The sequence below is a fragment of the Kitasatospora sp. NPDC101176 genome (assembly GCF_044768035.1).
Lineage (GTDB): Bacteria > Actinomycetota > Actinomycetes > Streptomycetales > Streptomycetaceae > Kitasatospora.
Genome location: NZ_JBIWPA010000006.1, coordinates 255,962 through 280,805, shown reverse-complemented (window position 1 = coordinate 280,805; position 24,844 = coordinate 255,962). Strand labels below are relative to the sequence as shown.

The window sequence follows — 24,844 nt, the reverse complement described above, 5'->3', positions numbered from 1 at the left end:
GGAGGCACTCCCGCACCCGGCCCTCCCGGGGCACCCGGCCCGGAACGCGCGAGGGGCCCGCCGAGCGATCGGCGGGCCCCTCGTGGCGCGTCGTCGTCAGGCGGCGATCACCGCGATCAGCGCGACCAGGCCGACCACGGTGGGGGCGATGATCCACCAGCACCAGCGGACGCTGATCCCGCCGGCGGCCTCCGGGCGGGCGGCGTTGCGCTCGGCCATCTCCTGGAGGACGTTGGTGACCTGGTCGGACCAGGCCCGGGTCGGGTCCGGGGCGCCCTGCACGCCGGGGCCGGTGGTGGCCGGGCGGCCGAAGGCCAGGCCCATCCGGGAGACGTGCTCGGCGCCGCCGTTCTCCCGGGCCCGGTTGGCGCGCTTGCGCTGGCGCAGCGACACCGGCACCGCCCAGATCTGGAACTTCCGGCCCTCGGCCAGCAGCTCGACCGAGTACCCGGCGCGCAGTGCGTCGACCGAGGCCCACGGCGCGGTGATCGTCCGCCACGGGTTGCGCACGACCAGTCGCCGGTCGTTGGCGAGCACGGCCGGGCGCAGCGTGTAGGCGGCCACCGGGAACGCGAAGACCAGCGCCGCGGCGAGCGAGACGTACGGCGTCTTCCCGGTCCCGTTCAGCGCCGCGTCGCCGATCAGCCAGGCGGCCACGCCCAGCAGCAGCACGCCGGAGATCACACCGGGGACTGAGCGGTACACGCGGTCCGCGTACACGGTCTCCCCGTCGGGGGCGGCCGAGCCCTGGTGGGGCTTGCCGTCGGAATCGGTCATGCCGTCGATTCTGCCCCATGCCCCCCACGGTGAGGTCTCGGTCCGGCCACGAAAGGTGTGCCCCCTAGCGGTCGGCTACGCGCGTAGATATGCTGGTCTGGTGACTATGTCCACTGTTGCAGCCAATGCCCCCGGCGTTGCGGGCAGCGGCCTTCAGGACGTTGCGGCGTCCGAGGCCTCGCTCCGCCGCTTCCTGCACGGCCTGCCCGGCGTCGACCAGGTCGGCCTGGAGGCGCGTGCCGCCACCCTCGGTACCCGCTCGATCAAGACCACGGCGAAGGCGTACGCCATCGACCTCGCGATCTCGATGATCGACCTGACCACGCTGGAAGGCGCGGACACGGTCGGCAAGGTGCGCGCTCTGTGCGCCAAGGGCAGGACCCCCGACCCGACCGACCCGACCACCCCCCGCGTGGCCGCCATCTGTGTCTACCCGGACATGGTCGCCACCGCCAAGGACGCCCTCCGGGGCACCGACATCCAGGTCGCCTCGGTGGCCACCGCCTTCCCCGCCGGCCGCGCCGCCCTCCCGGTGAAGCTCGCCGACACCGCCGACGCGGTCGCCGCGGGCGCCGACGAGATCGACATGGTGATCGACCGCGGCGCCTTCCTCTCCGGCCGCTACCTCGACGTCTTCAACGAGATCGTCGCCGTCAAGGAGGCGTGCAAGCGCGCCGACGGCAGCTACGCCCACCTCAAGGTGATCTTCGAGACCGGCGAGCTGCAGACCTACGACAACGTGCGGCGCGTCTCCTGGCTGGCGATGCTGGCCGGCGCCGACTTCATCAAGACCTCCACCGGCAAGGTCGCCGTCAACGCGACCCCGCCGGTCACCCTGCTGATGCTGGAGGCGGTCCGCGACTTCCGCGCGCAGACCGGCGTCCAGGTCGGTGTGAAGCCCGCCGGTGGGATCAAGACCACCAAGGACGCCATGAAGTACCTGGTGATGGTCAACGAGACCCTCGGCGACGACTGGCTCTCCCCGCACTGGTTCCGCTTCGGCGCCTCCAGCCTGCTCAACGACCTGCTGATGCAGCGCCAGAAGCTCACCACCGGACGCTACTCCGGCCCCGACTACGTGACGGTGGACTGATCACCATGGCCAAGAAGAAGATCATCGAGGAGCCCGCGGCCAAGCCCGCCGGCGGCCTCTTCGCCTACGCCCCGGCGCCCGAGTCCCCCGCCGCCGCGGGCGACATCGCCACCTCGTACGGCCACTTCATCGGCGGCGAGTTCGTCGACTCCTCCGGCAGCGAGGCCCTGAAGACGGTCAACCCGGCGACGGAGCAGGTGCTCGCCGAGTTCGCCCAGGGCACCGACGAGGACGTCGACCGCGCCGTCGCCGCCGCCCGCGCGGCCTTCGCCGACTGGTCGGCGCTGCCGGGCAGCGAGCGCGCCAAGTACCTGTTCCGGATCGCCCGGATCATCCAGGAGCGCAGCCGCGAGCTGGCCGTGCTCGAGTCCATCGACAACGGCAAGCCGATCCGCGAGACCCGCGACGTCGACCTGCCGCTGGTCGCCGCGCACTTCTTCTACTACGCGGGCTGGGCCGACAAGCTGGACTTCGCCGGCTTCGGCGCGGCCCCGAAGCCGCTCGGCGTGGCCGGCCAGGTCATCCCGTGGAACTTCCCGCTGCTGATGCTGGCGTGGAAGATCGCGCCCGCCCTGGCGACCGGCAACACCGTCGTCCTGAAGCCGGCCGAGACCACGCCGCTGACGGCCCTGCGCTTCGCCGAGATCTGCCGCCAGGCCGGTCTGCCGAAGGGCGTCGTCAACATCGTGACCGGCGACGGCCGCACCGGTGCCGCGCTCACCTCGCACCCGGACGTCAACAAGGTCGCGTTCACCGGCTCCACCCCGGTCGGCCGGGCGATCGCCAAGCAGCTGGCCGGCACCCGCAAGAAGCTGTCGCTGGAGCTGGGCGGCAAGGCCGCCAACATCGTCTTCGACGACGCGCCGCTCGACCAGGCGGTCGAGGGCATCGTCAACGGCATCTTCTTCAACCAGGGCCACGTCTGCTGCGCGGGCTCACGCCTGCTGGTCCAGGAGTCGGTCCAGGACGAGCTGCTGGACGCCCTGAAGCGCCGGATGGCGACCCTGCGGGTCGGCGACCCGCTGGACAAGAACACCGACATCGGCGCCATCAACTCGGCCGAGCAGCTGGCCCGGATCACCGCGCTGACCGACGCCGGCGAGGCCGAGGGCGCCGAGCGCTGGTCGCCGGCCTGCGAGCTGCCGGGCACCGGCTTCTGGTTCAAGCCGACCCTGTTCACCGGCGTCAGCCAGGCCCACCGGATCGCCCAGGAGGAGATCTTCGGCCCGGTCCTGTCGGTGCTGACCTTCCGCACCCCCGAGGAGGCGGTCGCGAAGGCCAACAACACCCCGTACGGCCTCTCCGCCGGCATCTGGACGGAGAAGGGCTCGCGCATCCTCTGGATGGCGAACAGGCTCAAGGCCGGCGTGGTCTGGGCCAACACCTTCAACAAGTTCGACCCGACCTCGCCGTTCGGCGGCTACAAGGAGTCGGGCTACGGCCGCGAGGGTGGCCGCCACGGTCTGGAGGCCTACCTCGATGTCTGATGTCGCGACGCGTCTTGACGTCTTCAAGACCTACAAGCTGTACGTCGGCGGGAAGTTCCCGCGCTCCGAGAGCGGGCGGGTGTACGAGGTGACGGACTCGAAGGGCGAGTGGCTCGCCAACGCCCCGCTGGGCACCCGCAAGGACACCCGGGACGCCGTCCTGGCCGCCCGCGCGGCGGTCAAGGGCTGGGCCGGCACCACCGCGTACAACCGCGGCCAGGTGCTGTACCGGGTCGCCGAGATGCTGCAGGGCCGGCGCGAGCAGTTCGCCGCCGAGGTGGCGCTCGCCGAGGGCGTCGGCCCGAAGAAGGCCGCCGCCCTGGTGGACGCCGCGATCGACCGCTGGGTCTGGTACGCGGGCTGGACGGACAAGGTCGCCCAGATCGCGGGCGGCGCCAACCCCGTCGCCGGGCCGTTCTTCAACCTGTCGACCCCGGAGCCGACCGGCGTGGTCGGGATCGTCGCCCCGCAGGCCGGCTACGGGCACTCGCTGCTCGGCCTGGTGTCGGTGATCGCCCCGGCGATCGCCACCGGCAACACGGTCGTGGTCGCGGCCGCCGCGGACGCCCCGCTGCCGGCTCTGTCGCTGGGCGAGGTGCTCGCCACCTCGGACGTCCCGGGCGGCGTGGTCAACATCATCTCGGGCCGGACGGCGGACATCGCGCCCACCCTGGCCTCGCACCAGGACGTCAACGCGGTGGACCTCACCGGCGCGATCGCCGCCGACGGGCCCGGCGCGGCGAAGGCCCTGGAGGAGGCCGCCGCGGATACCCTGAAGCGGGTGGTCCGTCCGGAGCTGGACCCGTTCGCCCAGGACTGGACCAATGTGCCCGGTACGGACCGGCTACTCTCCTTCCTGGAGACGAAGACGGTCTGGCACCCGATGGGGATCTGACCCTCCCCGTCTCCACCGGGTGAACAACTCCACAAGCTGGCCGTCCCCCGTGCCCTCTCCCCCCCAGGGCCCGGACGGTCATTGGACGGACCCGCGCCTCTCCCCCCCTGGCGCGGGTCCGTCGACTTTCGTCGCCGCGACGTCCGCCTTTCGGCGCTCCCCCGGGAGCCCGCCGCCGGGCGAGGATCGTGGCGGAGGAAGACGATCGAGGGGGGACGCCGTGGGAGAGTTCGTCGGCGAGCTGATGGCGCTGTTCGCGGACGGTTTCGTCCGCCGCCTGCACGTGGCCCGCACCCGGCGCCGGCTGGCCGCCGGCCGGACGGTACGGGTGCCCTGCTCGGCGCGGTCCGACCGCCCCGGCTGGCAGCCCGCCTACGTCAACGGCCGGCTGCGCATCACGCCCGGGGCCGCCACCGTGACCTTCGACACCCGCCCGGGCCGGATCGAGCTCCCCGCCGGCGGCACCTTCCACGACCCCGAGCCCGACGTGTGGCACGACCAGGACTGGGCCGCCACCGCCTACCGGCCGCCCGGCGACGGCGCCCCGGTCTTCCTCCAGGTCGACAGCCGCTACCTGCCGATGGTCCACGCCGCCCTCGCCGACCCGAACTCGCAGCAGCCGCAACAGAAGGTGTGACCCGACCGGTTTCGGCATCGGGCCCCGATGCGTCAGACTGGTGTCCCGTGAGTGACGCCCCGCTGAACCCTGTGCCGATGACCCGCGCCCGGGTCGTCCTGTTGTCCGGTCCCTCCGGTTCCGGGAAGTCCTCGCTCGCCGAGCGCAGCGGACTGCCGGTGCTCCAGCTGGACGACTTCTACAAGGACGGGGACGACCCCACCCTGCCGCTGCTGCCGGACGGCGCGGTCGACTGGGACTCCCCGCTCGCCTGGCACCGCGACCAGGCCGTCGCCGCGATCCGCAGCCTCCACGAGACCGGCCGGGTCGACGTCCCGGTGTACTCGATCCCGGACAACGGCCGGATCGGCACCCGCCCCCTGGACCTCGCCGGTGCCCCCGCGTTCATCGCCGAGGGCATCTTCGCCGCCGAGATCACCGCCGAGTGCGCCGCCGAGGGGCTCCTCGGGGACGCCCTGTGCCTGCGCAACGGCGCGCTCACCACGGCCTGGCGCCGGCTTCGCCGGGACGTCCGGGAGGGCCGCAAGTCGCTGCCGGTGCTGGTGCGCCGCGGCTGGCGGCTGATGCGCGCCGAGCGGTCCATCGTCGGACGGCAGGTCACCCTCGGCTCCTACCCGTGCGCGGGCCCGGAGGCCGAACGCCGGATCCGCGCGGCCGCGGGGCGGCGGGAGCTGTCCGCCGTCTGAACACCCGGGCGGGCCCGCCGCCCTGCGGCCCGGGCAGCGGAACGGCCCGGCGGCCCGGCAACGCGAACAGCAGAACGACGGGCCCGGTGCGTCTCCCCCGCACCGGGCCCGTCGCCTTCCCCGGACGGTCCGGGCCGCGTGGTCACCGCTCCCCCGAGCCGGCGTTCACGCACCTCGACCGTCCGCTACCCGTCCCCCGACGGGAGTCCCTCTCCTCGCGCGCCCCGCGTCAGGCGACCAGCTCGCCGAACGCCCGGACGGTGTCGCCCGACTTGTTCAGGTGCTCGTCCTCGCGCAGGCGGCGCAGCGCGCGCCAGATGCTGCTCTTGACGGTGCCGACGCTGATCGCCAGCACGTCGGCGATCTCCGGGTCGGTCTTGCCCTCGTAGTACCGCAGCACCAGCATGGTCCGCTGGTTCTCCGGCAGCTTCGCCAGCGCCTGCCAGAGCACGGTGCGCAGTTCGGTGCCGCCCATCGCGTCGGTGTCGCCGGCCGTCTCCGGCAGCTCCTCGGTCGGGTACTCGTTGACCTTGCGGCGCCGCCAGGCGGAGATGTGCAGGTTGGTCATGGTGCGGCGGAGGTAGCCCCCGACCGCGGCCTTGTCGGTGATCCGGCCCCAGGCCCGGTAGGTGCTGAAGAGCGCGCTCTGCAGCAGGTCCTCGGCCTCGTAGCGGTCACCGGTCAGGTGGTACGCCGTGGCGTACAGGGAGGCGCGGCGCTCGCGCACATACGCGGTGAACTCCGTGATGTGGTCCTCCGCGACGGCCGGGTGCTCCCCCTGCGCGTCTCCCTGTCCCGCCTCGTCGGCGCGGGCCGGTGCGGGGTTCAGCCGCAGCAGCGTCGCACCGGCGGCCGCGCGTCCGGCCGACTCCCCCGAGCCGACCGTCCGCAGGCCGTTCCCCCCGGTACCCCGGTTCCCCCCGGTACCCCCCAGGGCGTCCTTGCCCTCGACGCGGACGGGGAGGATCCCCCGCAGCGTGAGGGTGTTGGCGGAGTCGGCCGCGTTCCCCACCCGGCCGATCCCGTACAGCTCCCCCGTCCTGCCGCCGCCGCTCACCCGGCGGGCGACAGGGTTTCCACCGGTGCTGTGCGCGCACCCCCGTACGGTCACGGCACCGGAGTTCTCGTCGGTCCTGACCTCGTACCGGGTCCGGTGGGTGGCCACTGACGAACGCGCGGTGCGGACAGCCGGGTTGGTCCGGGTCTGAAGCATGGCGTTCATGGTGCGCCCCCTGGGTCGGTACGAGCGGTTCCTGTTGCCGCCTTCCAGCCGGCCGGGTTGGCCCGCTGTCCTGCGGCGACATGGAAAATCCTGCCCGGCGGTTGTGATGGCGCTGTCCGCCGACTGTCACAGGGGTGTCACAGGGGCGGGCCTTTCGTCCCGGTCCGCCTCCCTCCGTACCGGACGCCGGTGGCGGTCGTTCCGGTTCCCGCGTGCCCGGGGGCCCGTCCGGGGGGTGATTCGACGCTTCCGGTGGGCCAAAATGGGGCCGTGCCTTTCCTCCTACTGATCGAGGACGACGACGCCATCCGGACCGGCCTCGAACTCGCCCTCACCCGCCAGGGCCACCGCGTGGCCACCGCCGCCTCCGGCGAGGACGGTCTGAGGCTCTTCAAGGAGCAGCGGCCCGACCTGATCGTGCTGGACGTGATGCTGCCCGGGATCGACGGCTTCGAGGTCTGCCGCCGGATCCGGCGCAGCGACCAGCTGCCGATCATCCTGCTGACCGCACGCTCGGACGACATCGACGTGGTGGTCGGCCTGGAGTCCGGCGCAGACGACTACGTGGTCAAGCCGGTGCAGCCGCGGGTGCTGGACGCCCGGATCCGGGCGGTGCTGCGCCGCGGTGAGCGGGAGAGTTCCGACTCCTCCGCGTACGGCACCGTGGTGATCGACCGCGCGGCGATGACCGTCACCAAGGACGGCCAGGACCTCCAGCTCACTCCGACCGAACTGCGCCTGCTGCTGGAACTCAGCCGCCGGCCCGGCCAGGCGCTCTCCCGCCAGCAGCTGCTGCGGCTGGTCTGGGAGCACGACTACCTGGGCGACTCCCGGCTGGTGGACGCCTGCGTCCAGCGGCTCCGGGCGAAGGTCGAGGACGTGCCGTCCGCGCCGACGCTGATCCGCACCGTGCGCGGGGTGGGCTACCGGCTCGACCCGCCGGCCTGAGCGCCCGGTGCGGCCTCCCGCGCCCTCCCCGCACCACCCCGGCACCACCCGGCACCCCGGCATGAACTCCCGTACGACGACAGGCTCCCGTGACTGACCAACAGACGACGACCCGGCGCTTCGCCACCGGCCGGTGGCGCCGGCTGCGCTCCCTGCGGGTGCGGCTGATCGCGGTGTTCGCCGCGGTCGCGCTGCTCGCCGCCGTGTCGGCCTCCGGCATCGCCTACTGGCTGAACCGCGACGCGGTGCTCAAGCGCGCCCAGGACACCGCACTCAACGACTTCCGCGTCTCGCTCAGCCGCAACGTCTCCGAGCTGCCGCTGAACGCGAGCTGCCCGGACCTCGTCTCGCTCGCGACCAGCGTCGCCAGCTCCGGGCTGAGTTACGACGTCGTGGTGGTCGATCCGGCCCACCCGGAGTGCAGCGCCTCCTCCGACCCGGGGCGCTTCACGCTGGCCGACGTCCCGACCCCGCTGCAGTCCACCGTCGCCAAGCCCCGCGAGATCACCGACACCAACCCGTACCCGTACCACCTGTACTGGCAGCGGCAGAACCTGGACGGCCGGCCGTTCGTGATCGGCGGCACCAAGGTGGTGCCGACCGGCCCGACGGCGTACATGTTCAAGTCGTTGGAGAACGAGCGGGCCGACCTCAACACGCTGGGCTGGTCCCTGGCCATCGCCACCCTGCTGGCGCTGATCGGCTCGGCGCTGCTCGCCCAGGCCGCCTCGTCCACCGTGCTGCGGCCGGTCAAGCGGCTCGGGGACGCCGCCCGGCGGCTCGGCGAGGGCCACCTGGACACCCGGCTGGAGGTCGAGGGCTCCGACGAACTAGCCGACCTGGCGCGGACGTTCAACCGGGCCGCGGAGTCGCTGCACGAGCAGGTCGAGGAGCTGAGCGCGCGCGAGGCGCAGAGCCGGCGGTTCGTCGCCGACATGTCACACGAGCTGCGCACCCCGCTCACCGCGATGACCGCCGTCACCGACATCCTGGAGGACGAGGCCGAGTCGCTGGACCCGATGATCGAGCCGGCCGTCCGGCTCGTGGTGAGCGAGACCCGCCGGCTGTCCGACCTGGTCGAGAACCTGATGGAGGTGACCCGCTTCGACGCGGGCACCGCCAAGCTGGTCGCCGACGAGGTGGACATCGCCGACCTCATCATGTCCTGCATCGACGGCCGGGCCTGGTACGACGCCGTCGAACTGGACGCCCCGCGCGGCATCCTGGCCGTGGTCGACCCGCGACGGCTCGACGTGGTCTTCGCCAACCTGATCGGCAACGCCCTCAAGCACGGCGGCTCGCCGGTGCGGGTCAAGGTCCGCGAGAGCGGCGGCTCCGTCCGGGTCGAGGTCTCCGACAGCGGCCCGGGCATCCCGGAGGACGTGCTGCCGCACGTCTTCGACCGGTTCTACAAGGCGGACCGGGGACGGGCCCGCTCGGAGGGCAGTGGCCTGGGGCTGTCGATCGCGATGGCCAACGCGCAGATACACGGGGGGACGATCACCGCGGCGAACGGGGAGGTCGGGGCGGTGTTCACGCTGACGCTGCCGCTGGCTCCGCCGCCTCCGCCGTCCGCGGACGGCGCCGTCGACGGCCCCGTCGGCGACGCAGCCCAGAACAAGGACGCCTCGTGACCTCCCCCACCTCCCCGACCGGCACCACCCCGACCGGCAGCACCCTGCGCCGCGCCTGCGGCGCCCTCCTCCTGCTCGCGCTGGCCACCGGCTGCGGCATCCGGCCGACCGCCGTCCCGGTGGACGCGGGCGCCCCGGCCAGCCGGACGGCCTGCCCGACCGCCACCCCGCACGTGCCCACCGCCCTGGCCACGCCGTCCCCCGCCTCGCCCACCCCGACCGCGGCGCGCGGCGCGGCCAAGTCCGGTGCCTCCCCGAGCCCGTCGCCGGTGGTGGTGACCCCGGGCAGCCCTCCGCCGGACAACGTGTTCAGCGCCGTCCCGACGGCCGCGCCCTGCCGCTAGGGCGGGTCCGGGGACCGCGCCGGGCGCGGTCCGGGCTCGGTTCCGGGAGCGGTCCGGGCTCGGTTCCGGGCGCCGGGGGCGCGTCCTGGAATGTTCACGCCCGGGGTGGAACCACCGCGCCACCGGTCCACGTCCTTCCCCCCGTGCAGCGAGATGGCACCAGGACACGCGACCAGCGTTCCGGCGCGCGGACCGAGACCCGGCCGGCGGCGGCCGTCCACCGATCCCTCCGCTCGGCGGGTCTGGCGGGCCTGGCCTGCCACCTGGCGCTGGTGCTCTGGCTGGTGGTGCTGCGGCCGCTCCCGGTGGCCTGGGTGTACGACGCCAACCTGACGCCGCTGGCCTCGTTGCGCTCCTCCACCGCCTGGCAGGTGGCCGGCGAGTTCGTCCTGCTGGCCCCGCTCGGCGTGCTGCTGCCGCTGGCCGGCGGCCGGCTGCGGGCCCCCTGGCTGCCGTCCTTCCTGCGCACCACCGGTGTCTCCGCCCTGCTGGCGACCGGCCTGGAGTTCCTCTCCTCCTGGACGCCCGGGCACGTCCTCAACGTCGACCACATACTCTTCGCCGTGATCGGCGTGGCCGCCACCCACCTGACGCTCGTCCCCGGTCTGCGGCGGCTGCTGCGCGAGCGGCGGCCGCGGGTGCGCGCACCCCAGGTGACCACCCTGGTCGGCCCGCCGGTGCCCGCCGTCACCGCCCCCGTCGCCCCGGTGCGGGCCCGGCCCCGCGCCTACGCCGAGCCGACCCCGCCAGCCCGCTGAGCCCCGCCCGCCGCCACCCGGCAGACCCGACCGCCGACCTCGACCAGGCCGTCCGGACGCGGGCCGGTCAGCAGCTGCGAACCCCGGCCCTGGGTGACGGTCAGCGCCCGCCCGAGGCGCGCGGTGAGCAGCAGGGCCGCGGCACCGGTCGCCTCGTCCTCGTCGATCCCGTCGTCCCGCCCCGGGAAGGCCCTCGCACGGACGGTGCCGGCCGCCTCGTCCTGCCAGGCCCAGGCGTAGATCCACTCCCCCGGCGGCGGCACCTCCAGCGCCTCCACCTCGGCCGCCGAGCGGTACCGGCGCAGGGTCCGCGGCGGGGCCCACTCGGGGCGCGCCGCGATCCTGGTCAGCCCGCCGTCGTGCCGGGCCGCGACCTCCCCGGCCGGGGTGACCAGCCGGTCCGCGCCGAGCAGCCAGGCGGCGCCCACGCAGGGGTGGCCGGCGAACGGCAGGCGCAGGGTCGGGGTGTAGATGTCGACCTCCCCGCGCTCCGGGTCGTCGACGAACACCGTCTCGCTGAAGCCGAGCTGCCGCGCGAACGCCTGCCGCTCCGCCCGGCCCGGCAGCGCGGCGCCGTCCCGCACCACGCCGAGCTCGTTGCCGTGCCCGCCGTCGGGACCGCAAAAGACCCGCAGCACCTCATACGCAGTCATTTCCCACCTCGTCAATTGCCGTTCCGGAGCAGCGCAACTACTCCGTGACGAAAACACGGCGACGGATGTCGGCCGCCTCCAGTACTGTGCGCTGTCGTCCCCAACGGCTCCGCCGTTTTCTCCGCTTCCCCGGGAATCCTTCTTGAACAACCTCGACTTCAGCGCCGAGCCGCTTTTCTCCTGGTACGTCGTCGCGCTGGCCTTCAGCGGCGTCGCCATGCTCGTCCTCGGAGCGCTCAACCTCGGCGGCGGCCTGAAAATCGGCTGGCGGATCCTCAACGTCCTCGTCGGTCTCGGATTCCTGGGGTACGCCTACTACCTCGCGTTCGTCTTCGAGGGCGGCCGGTACGAGATCTTCTTCAAGGCGTTCATCCTGCCGATCGCCCTGATCGTCCACTCGGTGAAGGCCATCGTCGAGCGCGGCAACGCCAAGGCCCAGCAGCCCGTCCCGCCGGGCGCGCCGTACGGCCCGCCGGCCGGCTTCGACCCGAACGCGCCCGCGCAGGCCCCGTACAACCCGAACGCCCCGCAGCCGGCGTACGCCCCGCAGCCCGGCCAGGGCGTCCCGCCGCAGGCCGCAGCGCCGTACGCCCCGCAGCCGGGCGCACCGGCTCCGCAGGCCGCGGCGTACGCCCCGCCGGCCCAGCCGGTGGCGGACAACCCGTACGCGCAGCCCGCTCCCCCGGCGCAGCCGCCGCACCCGGCCGGCTGATCCGCCGTCCCGAACGGCCGAAGGCCCGTCGGTCACCGCTGATCAGCGGTGGCCGACGGGCCTTCGGCCGTTCCGGGTCACTTCCCCGCGCGGTGCGCACCCTTGCGGCGGTGCGCCACCAGGGTGCCCAGGCCGAGGACGATCGCGGTGGCACCGGTGATGGCCATCGGGGCGGAGGAGGGGCCGCCACCGGTGGAGGCCAGCCGGTCGTCCGTCGCCACGATCGGGGCGGGCGCGGCCGGGGCCGCGGCGACGACCCGCGGGGCGTCGTCGGCGACCGGGCTGGGCACCGCGGTGGTGGCCTGCACGACCGGGAGGACCGGCACGGCGGCCTGGGCGGCCGGGACGCTCGGCGGTACGGCCGGCAGGGTCGGGGCGGGCGCCGCGCCGGCGGGGCTGGTGGCGGGGGCCGGAGTCCCGGTGCCGCCCGCCGGAGCCTCGATCGCGAAGTCGATCCGGGGGCTGGTGGTCCCGTTCTGGGTCTCGCCGGGGCCGGGCAGGCTGCCGCCGTTGACCGTGACCGACTCGGCGCCGGCCGGGGTGTCCCGGGTGAAGGCCAGCCGGACGTTGACCGTCCGGGTCTCGCCCTTGGGGACGGTGACGGCGTCGGCGTCCTGGTTCCCGGTCCGCAGCCACACGGCCAGCTGGGTGCCGGGGATCTCCCACTCCTCGGGCGTGCCGGGCAGCCACCGGCCGTCCTGGGTCTGGAACTCCAGCCGGACCGAGGAGGCCCGGACGACGTTCTGCCCCTGCAGCACGATCCACGGGAGCACCCGCAGGTCCGTGCCGGTGCGGTTGGCGAGGACCAGCCGGAACGGCTTGGCCGGGCCGCCCGCGGTGAAGGTGGCCGGCACGCCCTCGACGGCGAGGTCGGCCAGCCCGGCCGGGGTCGGCCGCGTGGTCGGGTTGGCGTCCACCACGGTGAAGTTGGGGGTGCCGCCGTTGGCGAAGGTGGTGCGCTGGTCCACCGGCAGGGTCGGGTCGGTCACCTTCGCGCCGAGGCCGCCCGCGGCACGGCCCGGGTGGGCGTCGGCGCCGAGGGTGAGCCGCAGCCGGTAGTCGGCCGAGGCGCCGGCCGCCAGGTGCAGCGGCGCGGCGGTGCCGTCCAGCTCCCACGAGGCGCCGGGGGCCTGGCCGCCGGTCGGCCGGGCGTCCTGCCACGACGATCCGCCGGGGCGCTGGAACTCCAGCTTGAGCTGGGACTGCTGGAGGCCGCCGTCGACGCCGGAGAAGCTGACGGCGGTCTCGGCGTCGACCGCGTGGTCGGCGGTGTTCCTGAGAGTGGCGGTGAACTCGACGGCGGTCCCGGTCCGGACGGTCTCGGGGAAGCCGTTCACCGTGACCTGGACCGGGGAGGCCTTGCCGTGCGGGCCCGGGTCGGCCGTGGGGGTCGCGGTGGCGACGGGCGCCGCGGACGCGGCGGGTGCCGAGGCCAGCGCCAGACCGGAGACCAGGGTGGCAGCGGCGGCGGCGGCGAGGAGTCTGCGGGGCTGGTTGCGCAATGGAACCTCACGGAGGAATTCGGGCTGATCCCGACAAGCGTGTGAAATCACAGGAAGGGAGGGGCCGTTTCCACGCCGTGAAGGCGCCGCCGGTCCTGCCCCCCAACCACCAGCGTCGGCGGAATCATATCGGGGTGGTCCGACCACTCCGCCACAGGGTTTCGACCGGCCGGTGTCGGGTGGGGGAACAGTGTTTCCGCCCGCACTCGGCCCGGTGGGGGCACCGGTCGGGCCGGTGGCCCGACCGGTGCCGTCAGGGTGTCGGGGTGTCTGGGCGCGCGGCCGTCAGGGTGTCAGGCGGTGCACGTCGCGCGGGAAGAGCGCGGTGCGGCGGACGTTGTCCGCCCCGGTGAGCCGGGCCGTCCAGCGCTCCAGGCCGAGCGCGAACCCGCCGTGCGGCGGCATGCCGTGCGCGAAGGACCGCAGGTAGCCCGCGTACGGTCCGACCGGCTCGCCCCGCGCCGCCAGCGCCGCCAGGTAGTCCTCGTACCGGTGCAGCCGCTGCCCGCCGGTGACCAGTTCGAGCCCGCGGAAGAGCAGGTCGAAGCTGTTGGAGTACTCCGGGCGGCCCGGCTCCGGGTGGGTGTAGAACGGCCGCTTGCGCATCGGGTAGCCGACCACGAACAGGAACTCGCTGCCGTGCTCGCGCAGCGCCCACGCGCTCAGCCACCGCTCGTGCGCCGGGGAGAGGTCCGGCTCGTCGACGCCCAGCATCCGCATCGCCTCGGCGAAGTGCAGCTGCGGGATCTCCCTCGGGACCTCGGGCAGGCGTACCCCCAGCAGCTCGACGGAGGAGGCGGCCCGGGCGGCGACGGAGGCGACCATCCCGGCCAGCACCTCGCGCAGCACCGCCATCACCTCGCGGTGGTCGGCGATGAAGCCTAGTTCGGCGTCGAGGCTGGTGTACTGCGCCAAGTGGCGGGCCGTGTCGTGCGGTTCGGCCCGGAACACCGGCCCGGTCTCGTAGACCCGCTCGAACACCCCGACCATCGCCTGCTTGAAGAACTGCGGCGACTGCGCCAGGTAGGCGGAACGGCCGAACCAGTCGAGTGCGAAGACCTCCGCGCCGGACTCGGTGGCCGAGGACACCACCTTGGGCGTGTGGATCTCGGTGAAGCCCAGGCCGTCGAGGGTGGCGCGGAACCCGGCGACGGACGCCGCCGAGATCCGGTGCGGCGCGGACAGCCGGGGGTGGCGCAGGGTGACCGGGGCGCCGTCCAGGACGACCGGCAGCGCGGCCTCCACGGTGGGCCGGAAGAGGCTGAACGGCGGCGCCTCGGCGAGGCTGGAGAGCACCTCGACCACCGGGGAGGTCAGCTCGACGCCGTTCGGCGCCTGGGGGTTGGCCGTGACCGTGCCGCGGATCCGCAGCACGGTCTCCTCCGGCAGGTTCGCGGTGGGGCCCGCGGCGACCACCTGGGCCAGGCCGGAGCGGTCCCGGAGGACGAGGAAGGTGACGGACTTCAGGGCCCGGCGGCGGTGCAGCCAGCCGGAGAGTTCAACGGTCTCGCCGATGTGGCCGGGTAGTTCGGCGGCCAGGACACGGGCGGTCATCGGGTGGATCATCGCGGCCCTCCACGGGGCGTCGTGGTGATCCCTTGGGAGTGCGGGCGAGAAGGGGACTCGCGGTGCCACCGCACTTTCGCCGCCGCCGCGGGGGGCGGCGGCCTCGTCGTGGCCTGGTGACGGGGGCCGGCCGGCGGGGCATTTCCTCCCCGCGCTCAGGAGTGTCTTCCCTCCGGGGCGTGAGGCCGCCTTCACAGCGATCGGCGGCTCTCTCGGCTCACGGTTCCCGGAGGTACTCGGCTCCCTCGAAGCGTTGGAGAGGAGGCTAGGTCGGGGAGGCGGGCCCCGCAAGCGAGTTAGATCAGGTGGTCGAACTCGCCGGCCTTGACCCCGAGGACGAGGGCCCGGAGCTTGGCGGCATCGGTCGTGATCACGATGCCCGGGTCATCCGACTCACGGAGATGGCGCAGGCCTCCGGTGCCAGACGCGACTTCGAGGCAGTTGTCGGCACCGTCCGCGTCACTGAATGACGACTTCTGCCAAGAGAGGTGGGACATCGGATCCCTTTCAGGTCTGGAGCATGTAGAGAAGATGCTGGATGATTCCCCACGAGTCACGGGAGTGGAGCTTACGCAAGGACGCACCGCCATCCACGGCGGGGAGCGCAAGGTCGCGCAACTGCTGGAACTTCTCATGGTAGGCCGCGATGTCGGACGGATCACCAAAGTGTTCAGCGCGCTTGGGCCCAGAGATCACGATCGTGGCCAGATCCATGCAGCCCGGGTCACAGAACAGGAACGAGGATGAGAGCGGCGCATGCCTTGGGGCTGTGAACGGCAGCACCTGGATGGTGACGTTGGGGAGCTGCGCCATCTCGACCAGGTGCAGTAGCTGGGCCCTCAGAACGGCATCACCGGAGAACCGCATCCGCAGCGCGGCCTCGTGGATCACGAAGCGGAACGTTCGCCGCTTGCCGCCAGTAAGAATCTGCTGCCGTTCCATGCGGAACCGGACTGCGGTATCCACGTCCCAGCGGGCGTTTCGATAGGAATCCTGGTAGATGGCCTCCGTATAGGCCGGCAACTGGAGGAGCCCCGGAATGTACAGCGTGTCGTAGCTGTCCAGATGGACAGTCCGATCCTCCAGCTCCGCCAGATCGAGGGCAAGGTCCGGCACCTGCCCCTCGAACTGCGTCCACCAGCCCTTGCCAGTGCTGCGGCCCATCTCCGCAAGCGTCGCGCGATAGGCGGGATCAGTACATCCGTACGCATCGAGCCAGGTTTCCAGGCGCTCGGGATTGAGCGTGATCCGACCGGCTTCGGTGTGACTCACCGCCGGTCCCTTCATGCCGACCAGCGCGCCGGCCTCCGGCGCGGACAATCCCGCCGCCGCACGCAAACGTTGCAGCTCTTCACCAAAGCGGCGCTGTCGCTGGCTGATCGGGCCCTTGTACCCCACGGCTGTCCTTTCCTGTCCACCTGTGCGACGCCACACACCAACGAGTGACGGCAGTCTAGGAGGTCTCGCGGATCGGCTTGCAACATTGCCAACCGTCCCCCTACTCTCAGTGTTGCACCGATCACATGACGGAGCGTCAGTAATGCCGTTCCAGGCGCCGCAGAGCAGCCTCGCCCGGCCTGGCTCACGGTCACGCTTCGCCTGAACTCCCTCTCCTCTCCCGGAGGTTCTCCGTGCGTGCCTTCACCTCGCCCGAACCCCCCGACTGGTCCGCCGCCCGCGAGGAGCTGCGCGACCTGCTCTCCTCCTCCGGCTGGCCGCCGGACGTCATCTTCGACGCCGAACTCGCCCTCCACGAGCTCTTCGTGAACGCCTGGAAGCACGGCGGCAGCCCGGCTCCCCTGGTCGTCCTCGCCCTGCTCGACAAGCGTCTGCGCGTCTCGGTCTGCGACGGCAGCCCGGATCTCCCCGAGCAGCGCGACTCCGCCGATCCGTACGAACTCTCCGGCCGGGGGCTCCAGTTGGTCCGCTCCCTGACCCACCGCTTCGGCGCCGACGTCCGCACCCGGGGCAAGTCCATCTGGTTCGAGCTGGAGGCCGCCTGATGCCCGTCCACCGCCGCCCGATGAAGCCGACCGATCCGCGCGTCCGCTTCTACACCGAGGCCCACGCGAGGGCCCTCATCGCCGAACTCGACGAGCGCGGCCGCCGGTTCGGCCTGGTCTGGCCGTCCGCCACCACCGACCGCACCCTCGACGGCCGTGTGCTCGTCCGCTTCGGCACCGCGCCCGTGACCACGCTGCTCAACCTCCTGACCCTCCTGCTCGACGCCGAGCGCACCGGCGACGACCCGTGCGCTTCCTGATCGCCACGGCCTTCGCCGTCCTCCTCGCCCTCGCGATCGCCACGGTCGCCCTCGGCGTCGTCACGGCCCTCAACGTCGCCAGGCCAAGCGACGAGGACGAGTCCGCCTGACCGCCCCATCCCCCGCCTCTCCCCGGGCGGCCGCCGCCCCGGCCGCCTCTCCCCCTCTCCGAAGGGCCCCGTCATGCCCGAACCCCAGCCGTGCCCGCTCCGCAACGCCCTCGCCGCGACGCACTACGCGGTCGCCGCCGCCTTCCGCGACTACGCCCCGACCGCGGGCGTCCCCGCCGTGCCGGACGACTTCGACTGGCCGCGGCTCGAAGCCTTCCTGCACCGCCTCGGATTCGAGGCGGACCACTCCGTCGTCGCCCTCGACCTCTACCGCCTGCTCACGGCCGTCCAGCGGATCGCCTACCGCGAGGCCGCCGGCCGCAACACGGCCTGGCCCGCCACCCGCCTCAACCCCGCTCCCGGACCGGCCCCCGGACCGCCCACCCCGTGACCCCCGCAGGGCGGGTGCGAGCTCAGCGCGGAAAGTCGGCCCGTCCGACGTCCTGCTCCACCCGCTCTCCGATTGCACCCTTGTCACCCCACCCCGGTGGGCGGACCCCGCCCTCCCGACGCGCGGGAAGTCGGCCGGACCGACTTTCCACGCCACCCCCGCCCGACCCGGCCGCCCCACCTCCGGGTGGACCCTGAGGTAAACCCCGATGTCCGGCTACGCCTCCCCGGTGATCCGGCGGGGTACCGAATCGACTGCCAGGTGGACGCGATCGGGCCTGCGGGCAAGGAGAGTTGGAGTACGCCCGCCGGACCGCCCGGACCGGACGCCACCTCACGGAGCACACCATGAGCGCCCGCCTCGCCCGCCCCCGCCACAACCGCGTCATCGCCGGCGTCTGCGCCGGGATCGCCGAGCGCTTCGGCGTGACGCCGTGGACCGTCCGGCTGATCTTCCTGATCTCGATCATCCTGCCGGGGCTGCAGTGCCTGGTCTACCTGGCCCTCTGGATCCTGCTCCCCCAGGAGCCGTGACACCGGGGCCGCGACGCACGGAACCCGTGAAACCGGGGCCGTGACCCCCGGGAGCCGCGCCGGCGGCCCCGGACGGCGACGGGCCGCCCGCCCCGGGATCACCGGGGGGGCGGCCCGTCGCCGTACCGGCGGTTCGGTCAGCCGGTCAGGCCCGGCAGCGGCAGGGTGTTGGTCAGCCCGCCGATGGGGGTCTTGTCGACGCCCGGGATGGTCGGGACCGCGCCGCGGTTGGTCACGCCCGCGACGGGCGCCTCGGCGGCCGGGGCGGCCCGGCCCGCGGTCGGGGCGAGGGTGCCGAGCGTGCCGGTGACCTTGTCGCCGCCGGGCAGCTTGGACGCCGTGTCGGCGACCGCGCCGGTCACCGCGGGGTTCGTCAGGGTGCTGGTGGGCAGCCCGACACCGCCGGGCGCGGGTGCGTCGGCGGACGCGGTGCCGGCGCCCACCGCCGCGATCGCGATGCCGAGCGCCGCGGTGCCGGCGGCCTTCAGAGCCTGCTTCATGGTTCTACCCCTTGGGTCCTCGTCGGTGGCCGACGGCGCGCACGATCGCCGGAGGGCGACCGCCACCACGGCTCGTCAGCAATGACTGGCACACCGTAGTGAGCGGGTCGCGTCAGGACCAAAGGGCGTTCACTCAGCCGAGTGAGTCGTCGGATGAACACCAACTCCCGTTCGAAGCGCTGGTGTTCACCCGACGACCGGGTCCGTCCGGACCGTTCAGCCGGCGACGCCGGCGCTGAACAGCCACTCGGCCTTGAGCTCGGCGTACCCCGGCTTGATCACGTCGTTGATCATCGCCAGGCGCTCGTCGAACGGCAGGAACGCCGACTTCATCGCGTTCACCGTGAACCACTCCATGTCCCCCAGCGTGTAGCCGAAGGCCTCGACCAGGTGGCCGAACTCCCGGCTCATGCTGGTGCCGCTCATCAGGCGGTTGTCGGTGTTCACGGTGACCCGGAACTTCAGCCGGCTGAGCAGACCGATCGGGTGCTCGGCGTACGAGGTCGCGGCCGCGGTCTGCAGGTTGGAGGTGGGGCACATCTCCAGCGGGATGCGCTTGTCGCGCACGTACGCGGCCAGCCGACCGAGCTGGACGCTGCCGTCCTCGCCCACCGTGATGTCGTCGACGATCCGCACGCCGTGGCCGAGCCGGTCGGCGCCGCAGCACTGCAGGGCCTCCCAGATCGACGGCAGGCCGAAGGCCTCACCCGCGTGGATGGTGAAGTGGTTGTTCTCGCCCTTGAGGTAGTCGAAGGCGGCCTGGTGGCGGGTCGGCGGGTGGCCCGCCTCGGCGCCGGCGATGTCGAAGCCGACGACGCCCTGGTCGCGGTGGCGGTTGGCCAGCTCGGCGATCTCGGTGGAGCGGGCGGCGTGCCGCATCGCGGTCAGCAGGGTGCCGACGCGGATCCGGTGGCCGGCTGCGCGGGCGTTGGCCTCGCCGAGCCGGAAGCCCTCGTTGACGGCCTCGACGACCTCGTCCAGGGAGAGGCCGGCCTCCAGGTGCTGCTCGGGGGCGTAGCGGACCTCGGCGTAGACGACGCCGTCGGCGGCCAGGTCCTCGGCGCAGTCGGCGGCGACCTTGATCAGGGCCTCACGGGTCTGCATCACGGCGCAGGTGTGCGCGAAGGTCTCCAGGTAGCGGACCAGCGAGCCGGAGTCGGCCGCCTCGCGGAACCACTCGCCGAGCTCCTTGGGGTCGGTGGTGGGGAGTCCTTCGTAGCCGACCGCGGCGGCCAGCTCGACGACCGTCTCCGGGCGCAGCCCGCCGTCGAGGTGGTCGTGCAGCAGCACCTTCGGCGCGCGGCGGATCTGGTCGGGGGTGGGGATGCGCGGGCCGGTGCCCGCGGCGGTGACAGGGATCTGCTTCTCCATTGCGGAAATATAGCCCCTACGCGCGTAGACCCACCACCGCCAACACGGCCGGTTCGGCGAAAGTCCACCCGGAATTCCACCGCACGGGCCAGCCCGACACCTCCGGGCCAGCCCCCCCCTGACCTGAGACCCGGCCGGAGACCCGCCGGCGACCCGCCCCGGCCGCCGGTCAGTCGTGCTGCAGCAGGCGGCCCCGCCGTGACAGCACGAAGTCCCGGAACGCCGCCGCCGGCGGGGTCAGCGGCCGCCCCGTCGCCCAGGCCAGCCCGATCGCCCGCCGGGTGCGCGGCGCCGTCACCTCCAGCTCCACCACCCCCGGCCGCGGCACCAGCGCCGGCGGCAGCAGCGCCACCCCCAGCCCGGCCGCCACCAGCCCGCGCAGCGTCTCGGTCTCCTCGCCCTCGAAGGCCAGCCGCGGCACGAACCCGGCCTCGGCGCAGAACCCGTCCGTGATCGCGCGCATCCCGTAGCCCGGCTCCAGCCCGACGAAGGTCTCGTCGGCCACCTCGGCCAGCCGGATCCGGCGCCGCCCGGCCAGCCGGTGGTCCACCGAGACGACCAGGTACAGCCGCTGCTCGTCCAGCCCGCGGGCCGTGAAGGCCGGGTCCTCCGGGAGCGGCGCGACCAGGCAGAGGTCCAGCTCCCCGGCCCGCAGCCGTTCCAGCATCGCCGCGCCGTAGTCCTGCACCAGCTGGAACCGGACCTGCGGGTGCGCCGCCCGGAACCCGCCCAGCAGCGCCGGCACCGTGTCCGCCCCCATCGTGTGCAGGAACCCGAACGCGACCCGCCCGACCTCCGGATCCGCCTCCGCCCGCGCGGCCTCCGCCCCGCGCTCCACCTCCGCCAGAGCCCGCTCCACCGAGGCCAGCAGCAGCCGGCCGGCCCTGGTCAGCCGGACCGTCCGCCCCTGCCGGGCGAGCAGACCGACCCCCAGCTCCTCCTCCAACCGGGCCACCGCCCGCGACAGCGTCGGCTGCGGCACCCCGAGCAGCGCGGCGGCCTGCGTCACGTGCTCCAGCCGGGCCACCGCGGCGAACTGCGCCAGCCGGGGCGCCAGCAGCACCGCCGGCTCGTCAGGCCCCAACTCCGCCGCCCGGTACCGCGCCTCCGTGCCGTCCGGCAGCTCCGCCCCGGCCATCCCGCCACCACCTCGACTCATACGACAGTGCATCAATGATCCCCTGTTGATGCATTGGACGCATCAGCGCCGGCGCGCCTAACGTCGACGACATGCAGCCCGCCGATACCAAGGCGTCCGTGGCCGTCCCGGATGCCCCCACCGCCGCCCCCGACCCCACCGCCGCGCCGGACGCCCCCACCGCCGCCCCGGACTCCCCCGGCACCGCCCCCGCGCACGACGACCGCCACCGCCCCGGCCAGCGCTCCTTCCGCCGCGCCAACCTCGCCCTGTTCGCCGCCGGGATCGCGACCTTCGTCCTGCTCTACTCCACCCAGGGCCTGCTGCCGGTCCTCTCGGCCGACCTCGACCTCACCCCCGGCCAGGCCAGCTGGACGGCCTCCGCCGCCACCCTCGGACTCGCCCTCGCCCTGCTCCCCGCCAGCGCCCTGTCCGACCGGTACGGCCGCACCGCCGTGATGACGGCCTCCACCCTCGCCGCCGCCGCCCTCGCCCTCGCCCTCCCGTTCGCGCCCGACCTCACCACCCTCGTCGTGCTGCGCGTCCTCCAGGGCGCCGCCCTCGCCGGCCTGCCCGCCACCGCGATGGCCTACCTCGCCGAGGAGGTCCACCCCAGCGCCCTGGCCTCCGCGATGGGCCTGTACGTGGCCGGCAACAGCATCGGCGGCATGGGCGGCCGACTGCTCTCCGGCTGGACGGCCGCCGCCCTCGGCTGGCGCTGGGGCCTCGCCGCCTCCGCCGCACTGGCCCTGCTCGCCGTGCTCGCCTTCCGGCTGCTGATCCCCGCCGCCCGCCACTTCACCCCGGCCCCGGTGGACGCCCGCGCCCTCGCCCGCACCGTCGGCGGGCACCTGCGCAACCCGCTGCTGGTCCGGCTGTACCTGCTCGGACTGCTCTTCATGGCCGTGTTCGGCGCGGTCTACAACACCGTCGGCTACCGGCTGATCGGCGCGCCGTTCCACCTGCCGGAGTCCGTCGCCGCCTCGATCTTCGTCGTCTACCTGGTCGGCACCGGCACCTCCGCCGCCGCCGGCCGCCTCTGCGGCCGGCTCGGCCGCCGCGGCGCGCTCTACGTCTCGATCGGCGTGACGGCCGCCGGGCTGCTGCTCTCGCTCGCCGGGTCCCTGCTCTGCGCGCTGCTGGGCCTGGTGCTGATCACCGCCGGCTTCTTCGCCGGCCACGCCACCGCCTCCTCGGCGGTCGGCCGCACCGCCACCCGGGGCCGCGCCCAGGCCTCCGCGCTCTACCTGATCGCCTACTACCTGGGGAACAGCCTCGGCGGCACCGTCGGCGCCGACGCCTACCACGCCACCGGCTGGACCGGCGCCGCCGTCGTCGGCCTCGTCGCCATGACCCTCGCCACCGGCGTCACCCTCCACGGCACCCGGCAGGCCCACACCGCCCGCCGAGCGGTCGCGAACGCCTGACGGCCACCGCGGATACGCTCCGGACCATGAGCACCGACCCCGCCGGGTACGCCCGGCTGCGTGAGATCGCGCGTCAGCTGCCGCAGGTGCCGGGAACGGGGAAGGTCGAGATCGCCGGCGGCGGGATCGTCGTGACGACGTCACCGGTGAAGCGTCCCCCGCAAGGGCACCGGCGTCATCCACGACGAGCCCGGCTACACCCTCCGCAAGGAGTTCGCCTTCGGCGACACGATCACCGTCGGACCGTGGACCGTCGACACCAGCGTCCTGCGGACCTACCTGAAGCAGCCCGTCCGGCCTCCGGCGGAGTGAGAGCGGACGGCCGCCCCGATCTCGGTGGAGAAGCGGTCGACTCCCGTGTGCGGCAGCGTGGAGCACACCACCGCACACGGGGTGATCGCGCCGACTACGCGATGCGGTCCAGCACGATCGGGTTCGGGGTGAACGCGGTGCCGGCCGGGGAGACCTCGATGCCGCCCTCCAGGGCCTCGACGGCGTAGGCGAAGCGCTCCGGGGTGTCGGTGTGCAGGGTCAGCAGGGGCTGACCGGCCACCACGGTGTCACCGGGCTTGGCGTGCATCTCGACGCCGGCGCCGGCCTGCACCGGGTCCTCCTTGCGGGCGCGGCCGGCGCCGAGGCGCCAGGCGCAGACGCCGACGGCGTAGGCGTCGAGGGTGGTGAGCACGCCGGAGGCGGGCGCGGGGATGACGTGCTGCTCGCGGGCGACCGGGAGCGGGGCGTCGACGTCGCCGCCCTGGGCGGCGATCATGCGGCGCCAGTGGTCCATCGCGGAACCGTCGCGCAGCGCGTCGGCCGGGTCCTTGCCGTGCACGCCGGCCGCGGCGAGCATCTCGCGGGCGAGGGCGAGGGTGAGCTCGACGACGTCGGCCGGGCCGCCGCCGGCCAGCACCTCGACCGACTCGCGGACCTCCAGCGCGTTGCCGGCGGTGAGGCCGAGCGGGGTGGACATGTCGGTGAGCAGGGCGACGGTGTTGACGCCGGCGGTGGTGCCGAGGCCGACCATGGTGCGGGCCAGCTCGCGGGCGTCGTCCAGGTTCTTCATGAAGGCGCCGGAGCCGACCTTGACGTCCAGGACCAGCGCGCCGGTGCCCTCGGCGATCTTCTTGGACATGATGGAGGAGGCGATCAGCGGGATGGCCTCGACGGTGCCGGTGACGTCGCGCAGCGCGTAGAGCTTCTTGTCGGCGGGCGCCAGGCCGTCGCCGGCGGCGCAGATGACGGCGCCGGTGCCGCGCAGCACGTCGAGCATCTCCTCGTTGGAGAGCAGGGCGCGCCAGCCGGGGATGGACTCCAGCTTGTCGAGGGTGCCGCCGGTGTGGCCGAGGCCGCGGCCGGAGAGCTGCGGGACGGCGGCGCCGCAGGCGGCGACGAGCGGGGCCAGCGGGAGGGTGATCTTGTCGCCGACGCCGCCGGTGGAGTGCTTGTCGCTGGTGGGCTGCGCCAGCGAGGAGAAGTCCATCCGGACGCCGGAGCGGATCATGGCGTCGGTCCAGCGGCTGATCTCGCGCGACTTCATGCCGTTCAGCAGGATGGCCATGGCGAGCGCGGACATCTGCTCGTCGGCGACCTCGCCACGGGTGTAGGCGTCGATGACCCAGTCGATCTGAGCGTCGCTCAGCTCTCCGCGGTCGCGCTTGGTCCTGATGACGGAGATGGCGTCCATGCGTGCTCCAAGAGGGGGTTCAAAAGCGAAGAGTGTCGCGAGATGACCGGGTTACGGCCCACTCGCGACACTCTACGCGCGTAACAAATGCAGATGCTAGAGCCGCTCCGGCTTACAGGCGCTCCGGTCCGAACGCGTCGGGGAGGACCTCGCTCATCGGGCGCACGCCCGAGGGGAGCTCGATCAGCAGCTCCGGTCCGCCGTGCTCGTACAGCAGCTGGCGGCAGCGCCCGCACGGCATCAGCAGCTCGCCCGCGCCGTCGACGCAGGTGAAGGCCGTCAGCCGGCCGCCGCCCGAGGCGTGCAGCGCGGACACCAGCCCGCACTCGGCGCACAGCCCGAGCCCGTACGAGGCGTTCTCGACGTTGCAGCCGGTGACCAGCCGCCCGTCGTCCACCAGCGCGGCCGCGCCGACCGGGAACTTGCTGTACGGGGCGTACGCGTGGCCCATGGCCTCGCGCGCGGCCGCGCGCAGCCGCTCCCAGTCGACCGCGGGGCTCACCGGAGCCGCCG

General features: G+C 73.5%; 28 protein-coding genes. 16 read left to right on the top strand and 12 right to left on the bottom strand.

Annotation, left to right across the window (positions count from 1 at the left end):
• Window positions 1-96: 96 nt before the first annotated feature.
• A complete protein-coding gene (locus ACIRS1_RS12905) occupies window positions 97-777 on the bottom strand; it encodes a PH domain-containing protein (RefSeq protein WP_360216348.1) in 681 nt (226 codons plus the stop codon).
• Between the two features lie 106 nt (window positions 778-883).
• Here ACIRS1_RS12905 and deoC point away from each other — a divergent pair, with 106 nt between their 5' ends.
• The 5 genes from deoC to ACIRS1_RS12880 all read left to right on the top strand — a co-directional run bounded on the left by deoC (window position 884) and on the right by ACIRS1_RS12880 (window position 5,575).
• Complete coding sequence (gene deoC, locus ACIRS1_RS12900; RefSeq protein ID WP_360216351.1) at window positions 884-1,870, top strand: deoxyribose-phosphate aldolase; 987 nt, start codon at window positions 884-886, stop codon at window positions 1,868-1,870.
• Between the two features lie 5 nt (window positions 1,871-1,875).
• Window positions 1,876-3,357: an aldehyde dehydrogenase family protein gene (locus tag ACIRS1_RS12895; protein WP_402838914.1), complete on the top strand. Its 1,482-nt coding sequence runs from the start codon at window positions 1,876-1,878 to the stop codon at window positions 3,355-3,357.
• A complete protein-coding gene (locus tag ACIRS1_RS12890; protein WP_402838912.1) occupies window positions 3,350-4,252 on the top strand; it encodes an aldehyde dehydrogenase family protein in 903 nt (300 codons plus the stop codon). The genes ACIRS1_RS12895 and ACIRS1_RS12890 overlap by 8 nt, the downstream gene beginning before the upstream one ends.
• A 220-nt stretch (window positions 4,253-4,472) precedes the next feature.
• On the top strand, window positions 4,473-4,889 hold the full coding sequence (locus ACIRS1_RS12885; protein WP_402838910.1) for a hypothetical protein: 417 nt from the start codon (window positions 4,473-4,475) through the stop codon (window positions 4,887-4,889).
• A 77-nt stretch (window positions 4,890-4,966) separates the two neighbouring features.
• On the top strand, window positions 4,967-5,575 hold the full coding sequence (locus ACIRS1_RS12880; RefSeq protein WP_387901263.1) for an ATP-binding protein: 609 nt from the start codon (window positions 4,967-4,969) through the stop codon (window positions 5,573-5,575).
• A 229-nt stretch (window positions 5,576-5,804) separates the two neighbouring features.
• On the opposite strand, the gene ACIRS1_RS12875 is transcribed toward ACIRS1_RS12880, so the two are convergent.
• On the bottom strand, window positions 5,805-6,509 hold the full coding sequence (locus ACIRS1_RS12875) for a SigE family RNA polymerase sigma factor (RefSeq protein WP_387901318.1): 705 nt from the start codon (window positions 6,507-6,509) through the stop codon (window positions 5,805-5,807).
• Between the two features lie 558 nt (window positions 6,510-7,067).
• Here ACIRS1_RS12875 and ACIRS1_RS12870 point away from each other — a divergent pair.
• The 4 genes from ACIRS1_RS12870 to ACIRS1_RS12855 all read left to right on the top strand — a co-directional run bounded on the left by ACIRS1_RS12870 (window position 7,068) and on the right by ACIRS1_RS12855 (window position 10,481).
• Window positions 7,068-7,745 (top strand): response regulator, encoded by a 678-nt coding sequence (locus tag ACIRS1_RS12870; RefSeq protein ID WP_402838908.1) that lies wholly within the window; start codon window positions 7,068-7,070, stop codon window positions 7,743-7,745.
• A gap of 89 nt (window positions 7,746-7,834) precedes the next feature.
• Window positions 7,835-9,379, top strand: a complete 1,545-nt coding sequence (locus ACIRS1_RS12865; protein ID WP_402838906.1) for an ATP-binding protein — start codon at window positions 7,835-7,837, stop codon at window positions 9,377-9,379.
• On the top strand, window positions 9,376-9,723 hold the full coding sequence (locus ACIRS1_RS12860; RefSeq protein WP_402838904.1) for a hypothetical protein: 348 nt from the start codon (window positions 9,376-9,378) through the stop codon (window positions 9,721-9,723). The genes ACIRS1_RS12865 and ACIRS1_RS12860 overlap by 4 nt, the downstream gene beginning before the upstream one ends.
• Before the next feature lie 143 nt (window positions 9,724-9,866).
• Window positions 9,867-10,481: a VanZ family protein gene (locus tag ACIRS1_RS12855; protein ID WP_402838902.1), complete on the top strand. Its 615-nt coding sequence runs from the start codon at window positions 9,867-9,869 to the stop codon at window positions 10,479-10,481.
• Here ACIRS1_RS12855 and ACIRS1_RS12850 read toward each other — a convergent pair.
• Window positions 10,451-11,134, bottom strand: a complete 684-nt coding sequence (locus ACIRS1_RS12850) for a PhzF family phenazine biosynthesis protein (RefSeq protein WP_402838900.1) — start codon at window positions 11,132-11,134, stop codon at window positions 10,451-10,453. The genes ACIRS1_RS12855 and ACIRS1_RS12850 overlap by 31 nt on opposite strands.
• A 142-nt stretch (window positions 11,135-11,276) precedes the next feature.
• Here ACIRS1_RS12850 and ACIRS1_RS12845 point away from each other — a divergent pair, with 142 nt between their 5' ends.
• Complete coding sequence (locus ACIRS1_RS12845; RefSeq protein WP_402838898.1) at window positions 11,277-11,846, top strand: hypothetical protein; 570 nt, start codon at window positions 11,277-11,279, stop codon at window positions 11,844-11,846.
• A gap of 77 nt (window positions 11,847-11,923) precedes the next feature.
• Here the strand turns inward: ACIRS1_RS12845 and ACIRS1_RS12840 are convergent, their stop codons facing one another.
• The 4 genes from ACIRS1_RS12840 to ACIRS1_RS12825 all read right to left on the bottom strand — a co-directional run bounded on the left by ACIRS1_RS12840 (window position 11,924) and on the right by ACIRS1_RS12825 (window position 16,312).
• Window positions 11,924-13,348 carry a hypothetical protein gene (locus ACIRS1_RS12840; protein ID WP_402838896.1) on the bottom strand — a complete coding sequence of 475 codons (1,425 nt, stop codon included), beginning with the start codon at window positions 13,346-13,348 and terminating at the stop codon, window positions 11,924-11,926.
• A 285-nt stretch (window positions 13,349-13,633) separates the two neighbouring features.
• Entirely contained in the window at window positions 13,634-14,902 is a 1,269-nt protein-coding gene (gene aspS / locus ACIRS1_RS12835; protein ID WP_402838894.1) for an aspartate--tRNA(Asn) ligase, read from the bottom strand.
• Window positions 14,903-15,210: 308 nt separating this feature from the next.
• Window positions 15,211-15,411: a DUF397 domain-containing protein gene (locus tag ACIRS1_RS12830; RefSeq protein WP_402838891.1), complete on the bottom strand. Its 201-nt coding sequence runs from the start codon at window positions 15,409-15,411 to the stop codon at window positions 15,211-15,213.
• A gap of 10 nt (window positions 15,412-15,421) precedes the next feature.
• Window positions 15,422-16,312 carry a helix-turn-helix domain-containing protein gene (locus tag ACIRS1_RS12825; RefSeq protein WP_402838888.1) on the bottom strand — a complete coding sequence of 297 codons (891 nt, stop codon included), beginning with the start codon at window positions 16,310-16,312 and terminating at the stop codon, window positions 15,422-15,424.
• Between the two features lie 233 nt (window positions 16,313-16,545).
• On the opposite strand from ACIRS1_RS12825, the gene ACIRS1_RS12820 reads away from it, so the two are divergent.
• The 5 genes from ACIRS1_RS12820 (at window position 16,546) to ACIRS1_RS12800 (ending at window position 18,211) form a co-directional block, all read left to right on the top strand.
• Window positions 16,546-16,917, top strand: coding sequence for an ATP-binding protein (locus ACIRS1_RS12820; protein ID WP_360219601.1), 372 nt, complete (start codon window positions 16,546-16,548; stop codon window positions 16,915-16,917).
• Window positions 16,917-17,177 (top strand): hypothetical protein, encoded by a 261-nt coding sequence (locus ACIRS1_RS12815; RefSeq protein WP_360219598.1) that lies wholly within the window; start codon window positions 16,917-16,919, stop codon window positions 17,175-17,177. Before ACIRS1_RS12820 ends, ACIRS1_RS12815 begins: the two co-directional genes overlap by 1 nt.
• Window positions 17,165-17,287: a hypothetical protein gene (locus tag ACIRS1_RS12810; RefSeq protein ID WP_402838884.1), complete on the top strand. Its 123-nt coding sequence runs from the start codon at window positions 17,165-17,167 to the stop codon at window positions 17,285-17,287. Before ACIRS1_RS12815 ends, ACIRS1_RS12810 begins: the two co-directional genes overlap by 13 nt.
• Before the next feature lie 73 nt (window positions 17,288-17,360).
• Window positions 17,361-17,678 carry a hypothetical protein gene (locus ACIRS1_RS12805; RefSeq protein WP_402838882.1) on the top strand — a complete coding sequence of 106 codons (318 nt, stop codon included), beginning with the start codon at window positions 17,361-17,363 and terminating at the stop codon, window positions 17,676-17,678.
• A 347-nt stretch (window positions 17,679-18,025) separates the two neighbouring features.
• A complete protein-coding gene (locus ACIRS1_RS12800) occupies window positions 18,026-18,211 on the top strand; it encodes a PspC domain-containing protein (protein WP_360219589.1) in 186 nt (61 codons plus the stop codon).
• A gap of 137 nt (window positions 18,212-18,348) precedes the next feature.
• Here ACIRS1_RS12800 and ACIRS1_RS12795 read toward each other — a convergent pair whose 3' ends face one another.
• From ACIRS1_RS12795 to ACIRS1_RS12785, 3 genes are all read right to left on the bottom strand, one after another.
• Window positions 18,349-18,711, bottom strand: a complete 363-nt coding sequence (locus tag ACIRS1_RS12795; protein ID WP_402838880.1) for an ATP-binding protein — start codon at window positions 18,709-18,711, stop codon at window positions 18,349-18,351.
• A 216-nt stretch (window positions 18,712-18,927) separates the two neighbouring features.
• Window positions 18,928-20,082, bottom strand: coding sequence for an adenosine deaminase (locus tag ACIRS1_RS12790; protein WP_360219583.1), 1,155 nt, complete (start codon window positions 20,080-20,082; stop codon window positions 18,928-18,930).
• Between the two features lie 169 nt (window positions 20,083-20,251).
• Complete coding sequence (locus tag ACIRS1_RS12785) at window positions 20,252-21,220, bottom strand: LysR family transcriptional regulator (protein ID WP_402838878.1); 969 nt, start codon at window positions 21,218-21,220, stop codon at window positions 20,252-20,254.
• Window positions 21,221-21,312: 92 nt separating this feature from the next.
• Here ACIRS1_RS12785 and ACIRS1_RS12780 point away from each other — a divergent pair, with 92 nt between their 5' ends.
• Entirely contained in the window at window positions 21,313-22,647 is a 1,335-nt protein-coding gene (locus ACIRS1_RS12780; protein ID WP_402838876.1) for an MFS transporter, read from the top strand.
• Window positions 22,648-23,053: 406 nt separating this feature from the next.
• On the opposite strand, the gene ACIRS1_RS12775 is transcribed toward ACIRS1_RS12780, so the two are convergent.
• Window positions 23,054-24,331 carry a thymidine phosphorylase gene (locus ACIRS1_RS12775; RefSeq protein WP_360219567.1) on the bottom strand — a complete coding sequence of 426 codons (1,278 nt, stop codon included), beginning with the start codon at window positions 24,329-24,331 and terminating at the stop codon, window positions 23,054-23,056.
• A 112-nt stretch (window positions 24,332-24,443) separates the two neighbouring features.
• Window positions 24,444-24,833 (bottom strand): cytidine deaminase, encoded by a 390-nt coding sequence (locus tag ACIRS1_RS12770; protein ID WP_360219564.1) that lies wholly within the window; start codon window positions 24,831-24,833, stop codon window positions 24,444-24,446.
• Between the last annotated feature and the right edge of the window lie 11 nt (window positions 24,834-24,844).